General features: G+C 70.1%; 8 protein-coding genes. 1 reads left to right on the top strand and 7 read right to left on the bottom strand.

Features of this window, described 5'->3' with window-relative positions; genetic code table 11:
• Window positions 1–226 precede the first annotated feature (226 nt).
• The 4 genes from DEIPI_RS35205 to DEIPI_RS0101340 all read right to left on the bottom strand — a co-directional run bounded on the left by DEIPI_RS35205 (window position 227) and on the right by DEIPI_RS0101340 (window position 6,472).
• Entirely contained in the window at window positions 227–2,239 is a 2,013-nt protein-coding gene (locus DEIPI_RS35205; RefSeq protein ID WP_052351562.1) for an HD domain-containing phosphohydrolase, read from the bottom strand.
• A 108-nt stretch (window positions 2,240–2,347) separates the two neighbouring features.
• Window positions 2,348–3,727, bottom strand: a complete 1,380-nt coding sequence (locus tag DEIPI_RS0101350) for a sugar ABC transporter permease (RefSeq protein WP_027480611.1) — start codon at window positions 3,725–3,727, stop codon at window positions 2,348–2,350.
• Window positions 3,724–5,124 (bottom strand): ABC transporter permease subunit, encoded by a 1,401-nt coding sequence (locus DEIPI_RS0101345; RefSeq protein ID WP_027480610.1) that lies wholly within the window; start codon window positions 5,122–5,124, stop codon window positions 3,724–3,726. Before DEIPI_RS0101345 ends, DEIPI_RS0101350 begins: the two co-directional genes overlap by 4 nt.
• A gap of 160 nt (window positions 5,125–5,284) precedes the next feature.
• Window positions 5,285–6,472 carry a sugar ABC transporter substrate-binding protein gene (locus DEIPI_RS0101340; protein WP_027480609.1) on the bottom strand — a complete coding sequence of 396 codons (1,188 nt, stop codon included), beginning with the start codon at window positions 6,470–6,472 and terminating at the stop codon, window positions 5,285–5,287.
• 326 nt (window positions 6,473–6,798) lie between these two features.
• Here DEIPI_RS0101340 and DEIPI_RS0101335 point away from each other — a divergent pair, with 326 nt between their 5' ends.
• Window positions 6,799–8,013 carry an MFS transporter gene (locus DEIPI_RS0101335; RefSeq protein WP_027480608.1) on the top strand — a complete coding sequence of 405 codons (1,215 nt, stop codon included), beginning with the start codon at window positions 6,799–6,801 and terminating at the stop codon, window positions 8,011–8,013.
• Between the two features lie 278 nt (window positions 8,014–8,291).
• Here the strand turns inward: DEIPI_RS0101335 and DEIPI_RS0101330 are convergent, their stop codons facing one another.
• From DEIPI_RS0101330 to DEIPI_RS41125, 3 genes are all read right to left on the bottom strand, one after another.
• Window positions 8,292–8,663 carry a metal-sulfur cluster assembly factor gene (locus DEIPI_RS0101330; RefSeq protein WP_245588485.1) on the bottom strand — a complete coding sequence of 124 codons (372 nt, stop codon included), beginning with the start codon at window positions 8,661–8,663 and terminating at the stop codon, window positions 8,292–8,294.
• Window positions 8,660–8,971, bottom strand: coding sequence for a rhodanese-like domain-containing protein (locus DEIPI_RS0101325; RefSeq protein ID WP_245588484.1), 312 nt, complete (start codon window positions 8,969–8,971; stop codon window positions 8,660–8,662). The genes DEIPI_RS0101330 and DEIPI_RS0101325 overlap by 4 nt, the downstream gene beginning before the upstream one ends.
• 58 nt (window positions 8,972–9,029) lie before the next feature.
• On the bottom strand, window positions 9,030–10,113 hold a 1,084-nt coding region (locus DEIPI_RS41125), incomplete at its 5' end, for an HD domain-containing phosphohydrolase (RefSeq protein ID WP_342667494.1).

Here is a 10,113-nt window from a genome sequence, read left to right as displayed (position 1 = left end):
CAGGGCGCCCGCGACGGCGCCGCCGCGCCACGCGGCCCACGCGACGATCAGGAACGCGAGCGCCGCGGCGGGAACGCCGAAGGTGGCGCTCAGCCAGGGGAACGCGACGACGAAGACCACCCAGGCGAGCAGGGGAGGGGCCCAGCGGAGGCGGGACGCGTGGGGCATCGTGCCTCAGTCTGGCATGACATTTCTCACAAAAGTCTTGCGGGGGCGTGCCAGGCCGTCACGACGCGCCCGGTCCGGCGTCCCCGTCCTCCAGGACCCGCAGGAACACGTCCACCACGGCCGGGTCGAGCAGACGGCCCGCCTCGCGCCGCAGCTGCGCCGCCGCCTCCGCGTGCGTCCACGCGCGTTTGTAGGGCCGCTCGGACGTGAGGGCGTCATAGACGTCCACCACCGCGAAGAGCCTCGCGGGCAGCGGAATGTCCTCGCCCGCGAGGCCGTGCGGGTAGCCGCCGCCGTCCCAGCGTTCGTGATGGTGCAGCACCACCGCGAGCGTCGCGGGCGGCAGCGACGGGACACGCGAGAGCATCTCGTGCCCGACGAGCGGGTGCCGCCGCATGACCTCCCATTCGTGCGCGTCGAGCGGGCCGGGCTTGCGCAGGATGGCGTCGGGCGTGGCGATCTTGCCGGTGTCGTGCAGGTACGCGCCCCAGCGCAGCGCGTCCTGATCCGCGTCGGGCAGGCGCAGCGCGGTCGCGAGACGCTCCGTGAGGCGCACCACGCGCGCCGTGTGGCCGCTCGTCTCCCCGTCGCGGTACTCCAGCGCGAGGCCGATGGCGTGCAGCGTCTCCTCGCGGGAGGCGTCGAGCTGCCGCAGGTGCCAGCGGCGTTCGAGCAGCACGTTCACGTGGTCCGCGAGGGCGCGCATGAGCTGACGGTGCTCCTCCCCGACCTCGTCCTCGTCGCCCGCGAGGAACACGAAGGTCCCGACGAGTTCGCCCGCCACCACGACGGGGAAGGCGCAGAAGGCCCGCCAGAACCGTCTCGGGAGAGGTTCGGGCGGGTCGAGGAGGGGCTCGTCGGCGCGCGCGAAGAACGTCTCGTGCCGCAGCATCGCCTCGCCGCTCCGGCCCAGGGCGCGCAGATCGATGACGGCGGGCAGGACGGAGAGGGCCTCCTCTATGCGCTCGCCGCGCGCGAAGCGCAGGGTGCTGACGCCGCCGCGCACGTCGTGGTAGAAGCCGCGCGCGTAGTCGGTCACGGCGAGCGTGCGCTCCAGCACGGCCACGAGGAGCTCGTCGGGGTCCGTCTCGGAGTCGAGGGCGGTGACGAGGTCGAGGAGTTCGCGGTAGCGCCGTGTGAGCGCGCGCTCCTCGCGCTCGCGGCGCCGCACCTCCTCCACGGCCTGCACGGACGCGGTGACGTCGCGGGCGTTGCAGACGAAACCGCGTACGTCCTCGTCGTGGAGGAGGTTGCGTCCGATCATCTCCAGCACCACCCAGCGCCCCTCGCGGTGCCGGACGCGGAAGGTGGCGCGCAGGGGCAGCGTGGGCGCGGCGATGGACGCCCGGAAGCGGTCGGTGAGGTCGGCGAGGTCGTCCGGGTGGACCACGTCCGCGAGGCTCATGCCGGCGAGGTCGTCGCCGTAGCCGAGCGTCAGGGTGACGCTGGGGCTCAGGTACGTCGCGCGGCCCGACGCGTCCAGGACGAGCAGGACGTCCGTGCTGAATTCCAGCAGCTTGTGCAGGCGCGCCTCGTGCCGCTGCCGCGCCTCGTGCAGCTCGACGCGTTCGAGCGTCTGCGCGCACTGCGCGGCGAAGTGCTCCATGAACGCGCGCTCCGCGTCGCTCGGCGCGTGGTCGTGATCCCAGGTCAGGCCGATCACGCCCAGCACGCGCTCCCCGGTGACGAGCGGAAGGGCGGCGGCGCTCCCGGCGTGTGGAGGCAGGTGCGCGGCGAGGTGCGGGTACTGCCGTTCCCGGTCGCGTCCGTCGAGGTAGACGGGCGCGCCGGTCAGGACCGCGTCGGTGGAGGGCGTACCGGGCTCCAGCGGCAGGTCGCAGGTCGCGTGATCCTCGCCGGGTACGCTCAGGACGTGACGGAGCAGCCTGCTTTCCGGGGAATCGACGACGCCGAGGCTCGCGCAGTTCGCGCCGAGCGCGTGCACGGCGGACTCCAGCACGAGGCGCAGCACCTCGGCGGAGGCCGCGCCGCGGACGAGCGTCCGCGTCACCTGGTGCTGCGCGCGCAGGAGTTGGTCGGCGGTCAGAGAGAGTCGATGGCCCGGGGTCACGCCCACCTCCTTGGCAGGACAGGGTCTCAGGCTACTCTAAGAAGGTCCTCACCTTCATGAAAGAGGAGGGGCGGCCGGTCGGCCGCCCCTCTCCCGCTCCGGAAGGCGTTACTCCTTCACGCCTCCGGCCACGGCGCCCGACACGAAGTAGCGCTGGAAGCCGTAGAACAGCGCCACGATGGGCAGCGCGCCCACCACGGCGGCGGCGGCGAACACGCCCCACTTCGTGCTGAACTGACCTTCCGTGAAGCTCTGCAGCATCACGCCGACCGTCCAGTTCTCCACGCCCGTCAGCACGCGCGACGACACGATGAACTCCGCGTACGTCCCGATGAACTGGTTCAGGAACATGAACACCAGGATGGAGCCCGAAAGGGGCAGCACCACGCGCCAGAACGACTGCCAGCGCGTCGCGCCGTCCACGAGCGCCGCCTCCTCCAGGCTTTCCGGCAGGCTCTCCACGTAGCCCTTGTAGATCCACGTGTTGAACGCGATCGCGCCGCCCGAGTACGCCAGGATCAGGCCCGTGAAGGTGTTGTCGAGGCCCAGCGCGAACAGCAGGTACTTGATCGCGACGAGCGCGAGGAACACCGGGAACATCTGCACGAAGATGAAGAACAGCAGCGTCTGGAAGCGTCCCGGGAAGCGCAGGCGCGCCATCGCGTACCCGGCGGTGGTGGACAGCAGGATGCCCATCAGGCCCGTCAGGCCCGACACCAGCATCGTGTTGCGGATCGACAGGATGAACTTCGACTCGTTGCCCTGCCCCGTGAACTGCTCGGGCCGCAGGAAGATCACGACGAGCGCGAGCGCGGCCAGCATGATCCGCGTCGCCCACGTGCGCGGACGCTCGTAGGCCTTCTCGTCGCCGCCCCCGACGGTGCGCGTCAGCAGGGCCAGCACGAGAATCGCGATCAGCGCGACCGCGCCGACGCCCAGCACGACGAGCTGCCACGCGGGGATCGTGACGCCGTCGATGAGCTTCTGGTAGTTCTCCAGGCTGGAGTTCGCGAAGTTCGGGATGACGCCCGAGCGGACGAACACGTTGCCCTCGGTCGGCAGGAAGAACTGGTAGAGCGAGTTGCGCGGGTCGAAGGACGCGAGCAGCACGAACAGCAGCGGATAGATCGCCGCGACGATCACCAGCCAGATGAACAGGTGCGTGAGCTGATCGCCCAGCACCGCCGAGTAGCGGATCTTGCGGCCCGTCACGCGGCGGCCCCACGCGGTGCCGATCAGGCTGGTGAGCAGCAGCAGTCCGACCACGCCGAGCAGGAACAGCAGGAACGTCACCCAGCCGTTCTCGACGCGCAGGATGCTGGAGCTCGGGCGCACGTCCGCGAGGGGCGCGCGCAGCGCCTGCACGAGGAAGTACAGCCCGACGAGGGCGGCCACGCCCAGCACCCACGGCAGCAGACGCTGCAGCAGGCTGGGCTCCTGGGGGCGGTACACGACGCTGGTGTCGTGCGCGCTTCGCTCGACGGTCATCGGCGGGCCTCCTTGAACACCCCGGCCGCGCGGAAGTTGATGACGCTAATGCCGATCGTGAGGATGCCGATGATCACCGCGATGGCGGACGCGAGGCCGAAGTCCTGACCGCCGTTCGCGCTGAACGCGACGCGGTAGCCCCACGACAGCAGGATGTCCGCGGCGGACGCGGTGCTCTCACGACCCTCGATGGTGGGCGGCGTGGGCGTCAGCAGGTACACGATGCCGAAGTTGTTGAAGTTGAACGCGAAGCCCGACAGCAGGATCGGCGTGAACGCGCCGCGCAGCAGGGGCAGCGTGATGGAGCGGATCTGCTGGAGGCGGCTGGCGCCGTCGATGTCGGCGGCCTCGTAGAGCTCGTCCGGAATGGTGGAGAGCGCCGCGATGGTGGCGGTCATCATGTACGGGAAGCCCAGCCAGAGGTTGACGAGCAGGATCGCCATCTTGATCCACAGCGCGTCGTTGAGCCACGGGATGGGGACGGCGCCGAGCAGGCCGAGCGTCTTGTTCACGATGCCGAACTGCTGGTTGAGCAGCGCGCCCCACATGGGGATGCTGATGACCGTCGGGATCGCCCAGGGCAGGAACAGCAGCGTACGGTAGAAGTTGCGGAACTTCAGGCGCTTGTTGTTGAGCAGGATGCCCAGCACGAGGCCCGCGACCGCGTTGATGACGATGGTGCTCGCCGCGAAGATGACGGTCCAGCCGAACACGGGCCACAGCGCCGCGCTCGCGCGGGCGAAGATGCGCTGGAACTGCGCCAGCGCCACGTAGCCGTAGGTGTTCACGCGCGTCGCGTCCGTCGCCACGAAGGCCGCCGCGACGGGCGCGGTGAGGGTCACGGCGCGGCCCTGGACGCTCTGCACGGTGTACGTGACGGGGTTGATGCCTTCCTCGTCGTACAGCGCGATGGGACGGCCCCGGCAGGAGCCCCCGCCCTGCGCGCAGCCGAGCAGCTGCTCGATGGAGCTCACGTCGCCCGGCACCTCGCTGAACGTGACGGTGCGGCGGTCCTGGGAGAGCGCCACCGTCGTCTTGTAGGACGTGTCGGGGAAGCCGGAGTTGATGCCGCTGTAGTTCGTGAACGCGAAGTTCACCGTGTACACGATGGGGAAGACCGTGAACGCCGCGAGCACCACGATGGCGGGCAGCAGGTAGTACCAGTTCGTGATCCACGGGAAGGCGCGCGCCACGACGAACATGCCGGGAACGAGCGCCACGATGACGAGCAGCAGCAGCGTCCACGCGGGCAGGGTGGGGAACTGGGCGGCGAGCAGGCTGCTGACGCCCCAGGCGAGCAGGCCGCTCACGCCGACGAGGACGAGCAGCACCACCACGGCGATGGCGAAACCGCTTCCACCCTGGGGCGGCTTGGCGGAACGAAGGGGAATGGTCATACGGTCATGTCCTCCAGGCTGGAGTCGGGCGGGCACACGAGGGGCTTGAGGCCCTCATTGTGCGCTTCCGCTTCCCGCTTGACAATCATGCGTTGCGTAATGCGAGTCGGAACGCACAAAATGCCGGACGAGCGTTCGCTCGTCCGGCACCCTGATCACGTTACTTGATGTTGGAGTTGATTTCCTTGACCGTGGAGTCGAGGATCTTCTGGATGTCGGGGTTGGGCTTCGCGGTGCTCTGCTGCACGGCGGCCGTCCAGGGCCCCCACACGGCGCCCATCTCGGGGATGTTGGGCATGGCGGTGCCCATGGAGATGGTCTTGTTGAAGCCCGCGACGACGGGGTCGCTCTTGAGCTTCACGACGGCGGCCTTGCTGATCGGGATGCGGCCGCCGGCCTTGTTGAACGCCACCTGGGCGTCGGCCTGCACGAGGGACTTCGCGAACGCCGCCGCGACGGCCTTCTGCTTGCTGTAGGCGTTCATCATGACGCCCTGCACGCCCACGAAGGGGCTCCACTTGCCGGTCGCGCCGGGAGGGGTGGGCAGGGGCGCGATGCCGTAGTTGATGCCGGCCTTCTTGATGTCGCCCATGTTCCACGGGCCACCGATGCGCATGGCGAGCTTGCCGTCGAGGAACGCGCCGTTGATCGCGTCACCCGTGACGCCCTCGGGCACGAGGTTGTACTTGTAGCGCAGGTCGTTGAGCAGCTGCATCGCCTTCGCGGAGCCCGCGTTGCCGACGCCCACGTCCTTCGTGTTGAGGGTGCCGCCGTTGTTCTTGAAGACGTACCCGCCGTAGGCGTTGATGATGCCGTAGTTGATGTAGGCGTTGTCGAGCTCGGTCAGGAAGCCGAACTTGCCGTTGCCGGTGTTGGCCTGCGCCGTCTTGATCAGCTGGTCCCAGGTGGTGGGGGCCGTCTTGACGAGGTCCTTGTTGTAGATCAGCGCGACGCTCTCGGCGAACATCGGGAGACCGAAGAGCTTGCCGCGGTACGTCATCGCGTCGAGGCCGACCTTGTTGATGTCGGTGCGGTTCGTGACGTACTTGTCCATGGGCTCCAGCACGCCCGCCGCCGCGAAGGTGCCGAGGCGGTCGTGGGGCTGCGTGGCGAGCAGGTCGGCCGCCTGGCCGCGCGGCGCGCCCTGGATGAACTTGTCCTGCACCGTGCCGAAGGTGACGCTGACGATGTCGACGTCGTTGCCGGTCTTCTTCTTGAAGTCGGCCGCCTGGCCCTTGAGCCACGCGAGCTCCGGACCCTCGAAGGTCGTCCAGACCTGGATCTTGGCGGCGGAAGCGCTCCCGATGAGCGCGAGGGACAGCAGGGAAAGGCTGAACGCTTTCTTCATTGCAACTCCTTGGGGCGCGGAGCGCCTCCACGCGACAGCATCCGACTCCGACCCGCTGAGTGCACGTCGGTCGAGCCCGGATGGCCTTGGCATCTGAGCAGCACGCGATCTGGCTTAGTGCTCGCCCCGCAGTATAGGCAACTTCTCCTCGTTTGAGCAAGGTGCAAGTTACGATTTCGTACACTCCGCTTCCCGCGTGCTGCACGCCACCGGGAAGCCCGGTCGGGCGGGACGTTGTTCCTTTCGCCGCCCTCGAGGTGCGTGCTAGGTTGCCCTCCGATCGCGCTTCCCGCGACCGATCGTCACGCCGCCAGAGAGGTCGACCCATGCGTTCCACCCGCCTGATCCTGTTCCTGACCATCTTCGTCGCCATGCTGGGACTGTCCGTCCTGTTCCCGGTCCTCGCGCCGCTCTCGCGCGAACTGCACCTCACGGAATCCCAGGCGGGCTGGTTCAGCACCGTCTACAGCCTCGCGCAGTTCCTCACGGCGCCCCTGTGGGGCGCGCGCTCCGAACGGGTCGGTCGCAAGCCCGTCCTCGTGACGGGCCTCGTCGGCTTCTCGCTGTCCTTCGCGCTGTTCGGCGTGGTCGCCACGCTCGGCGCGAACGCGGTGCTGGCGGGCTGGCCGCTCTTCCTGGGGCTCGTCGCGGCCCGCGCGGTGGGCGGCGCGCTGTCCTCCGCGACGCTTCCGACCGCGCAGGCCTTCATGGCGGACCTCAGCGAACGCAGGGACCGCACCGCCGCGATGGGCCTCATCGGCGCCGCCTTCGGGCTCGGCATCGTGTTCGGCCCCGCGCTCGGCGCGCTCCTCTCGAACTTCGGGCTGCTGGTGCCCGTGTACTTCTCCGCCGCGCTCGGCCTCGTGACGGCGCTCTTCGCGGCCCTGACCCTGCGCGAGACGCGCCGCCCCACCCCCGAGGCGGACCGGTCGCGACTCACCGCGATGGACCTGCTCGCGCGGCCCGGCGTGGCGCTCCTGCTGACCGTCAGCATGCTCTACACCCTCGCGAGCGTCGGGATGGAGCAGACCATCGGCTTCTTCGTGCAGGACCGCCTGCACGTCGGCGGCGAGGACGCCATCCGCGCCATCGGCGGGATGCTCACCGTCTTCGGGCTCGTCGCGGCCTTCGTGCAGGGCGGGCTGCGCCGCAGCCTGAACCGCGTCGGGCCCGCGCGGCTCATCCCGATGGGCCTCGTCGTGATGGGCGCGGGCATGCTGCTCATCCCCTGGGGGCACGCCTTCTGGACCATCACCCTCGCGCTCGCCGTGGTCGGCGTGGGCAGCGCGCTGCTCGGTCCGAGCCTGTCGGCGGCCCTGAGCCTGCGCGCCGGGGAGGACGAGCAGGGCCGCGTCGCGGGCCTCAACAGCAGCGCCCTCGCGCTGGGCCGCATGCTCGGCCCCGTCATCGGCACGGGCCTCTACCAGCACGTCTCCCCGGCGGGCCCGTACGTGTTCAGCGGCGCGGTGCTCATCGTGCTCCTCTCCGTCGCGGCGCTCGCGCTGAAGCCGGGGATGGAGATGCTCGGCGCGGACGACTGACCCAGAAGTGCAGAGACGCGTCACCGCCCCAGGCATGAGCGAGGGACCGCTCCCGCCATGAGTGTAGAGACGCGTCCACGCACGAGGCATGAGCACCGAACCGCTTCGGTGCGTACGCAGGCAGAGCGTACGCAGCCATGAGTGGAGAGACGCGTCACCGCCCCAGGCAAGAGCGAGGGACCGCTTCGGTCGGTGGGTAGCCGCAGGCCCGAGGGTCACTTCTCCAGCACGAGAAACGCGCCGACGATTGCACGTCGGCGCGTGTTCGCTTCTCCGGGTCAGACGGAGAAGCCGAACATCCGCATCTGCCGCTTGCCGTCCTCGGTCATCTTGTCGGGGCCCCACGGGGGCGACCAGACGAACTCCACGTTGACGCTGTTGACCCCGTCGAGGCGCATCACGGCGAGTTCCGCGTCGGCGCGGATCATGTCCTGCACGGGGCAGCCGACGGCGGTGAGGGTCATGGTGATGTCCACCTCGCCGCCGTCCTTGACGTCCACGCCGTAGATCAGGCCGAGGTCGACGACGTTGACGGGAATCTCGGGGTCCTTGACGATCTTGAGGGCCTCGCGGACCTGCTCCTCGGTGGGCAGTCCGGCGGCGGCCTCGGTGGCGGCCGCGTCGGGCGTGAGGTGCTCGTCGTGCGTCACGCGTCCCCCCGTTCGACGGGCAGGCCGTCCGCTTCCCAGGCGAGCGTGCCGCCCTGGAGGTTCACGGCGTCGTAGCCGCGGTCGAGGAGGTACTGCGCGGCGCGCGCGCTGCGGGCGCCGGAGCGGCAGATCACGACGATGGGCTGCTCCTGCCCGAGCTGCGCGTACTGCTCCTCGAAGGTGGAGAGGGGCATGAGGCGCGCGCCCTCGGCGTGCACCTCGCGGTACTCGTCGGGTTCGCGCACGTCGAGCAGCAGGGCGCCCTGACGGACGCGCTCCTGGCCTTCGCGGGGGGTGACTTCTTCCATGCCTTCCAGCATACCCGCGCCGGGCGGGGCGATTGTGCCGCCGTGCCCGGCCGGGCGGTCAGACGCTCGACGTCTCCACGTCGAGTTCCGGTTCGAGGTCGGGGGTGGTCATGACGTCCACGAACGCGTCGAGGATGACGGGGTCGAAGTCGCGCCCCCTTCCCGCGCGGAGCTCGTCAAGCGCCTCCTCCCTCGTCCAGGCGCGCTTGTAGGGCCGCTCGGACGTGAGGGCGTCGTAGACGTCCACGACGCTGAAGATCCGCGCGAGCAGCGGAATGTCCTCGCCCGCGAGGCCCTCGGGGTAGCCGTGGCCGTCCCAGCGTTCGTGATGGCAGCGGATCACGTCGAGCGCGCCGGGGTGCAGCCCGGGAATCTGCGAGGCGATGGCGTGGCCGCGCGTGGTGTGCTGCGCCATCTGGTCGAGCTCGCTGACGCTGAGCGCGGCGGGTTTGAGCAGGACCGCGTCCGGGACGGTGAGCTTGCCGAGGTCGTGCAGGTACGCGCCCTGCCGCAGCGCTTCGAGGCCGGGTTCGTCGAGCCCGAGCCGTTCGCCGAGCGCGACGGCGAGCCGCACGACGCGCTCGGTGTGCCCGGCCGTCTCGCGGTCGCGCAGGTCGAGCGCGACGGACAGGGCGCGCATGCCGCCCTCCAGGGTGCGGCGCATCTCGCCCTGGACGCGTCCGTGCTCCAGGACGTTCGCGGCGTGCAGCGCGAGCGCCTCCACGATGCGGCGCGTGCGGGGCGTCACGGCGCGCCACGTGCGGTGATGCGCGACGCCCACCACGGCGACGGTGCCGCCGGGCCCGTGGACGGGCGTGACGACGGCGCTCTTGACCCACGAGCCTGCACCGGGGTCGTCTGCGGGAAGGTCGTTGCTCCAGGTGGTCGCGTCGTGCCGCTCGGCCTGCTCCGCGAGCCGCAGGAGCTGCGCGGGCAGCGCCCGGCCCTGACGGTCGGGGGCGGTGTCGCTCCAGGCGCGTTCGCGGAAGCCCGCGGGGTGCTTCTCGAGGACGAAGGCCGCGTCGAAGCGCACGAGGTCCCGCGCGAGCGGCAGGCCGCGCTCGACGAGGTCCTCGTAGCTCACGAGCGTTTCGAGGGACGCGATGAAGTCGGCGGCGGCGGTCGCGAAGGGCGGCGCCTCG

It is taken from the genome of Deinococcus pimensis DSM 21231, assembly GCF_000519345.1.
Taxonomy (GTDB): domain Bacteria; phylum Deinococcota; class Deinococci; order Deinococcales; family Deinococcaceae; genus Deinococcus_A; species Deinococcus_A pimensis.
This window is presented reverse-complemented; position numbering and strand designations above follow the sequence as displayed.

Coding starts and splice junctions, on each gene's coding strand:
- DEIPI_RS0101350 (WP_027480611.1), bottom strand. CDS start 3,727: ATGACCGTCGAGCGAAGCGCGCACGACACCAGCGTCGTGTACCGCCCC.
- DEIPI_RS0101345 (WP_027480610.1), bottom strand. CDS start 5,124: ATGACCATTCCCCTTCGTTCCGCCAAGCCGCCCCAGGGTGGAAGCGGT.
- DEIPI_RS0101340 (WP_027480609.1), bottom strand. CDS start 6,472: ATGAAGAAAGCGTTCAGCCTTTCCCTGCTGTCCCTCGCGCTCATCGGG.
- DEIPI_RS0101335 (WP_027480608.1), top strand. CDS start 6,799: ATGCGTTCCACCCGCCTGATCCTGTTCCTGACCATCTTCGTCGCCATG.
- DEIPI_RS0101325 (WP_245588484.1), bottom strand. CDS start 8,971: ATGGAAGAAGTCACCCCCCGCGAAGGCCAGGAGCGCGTCCGTCAGGGC.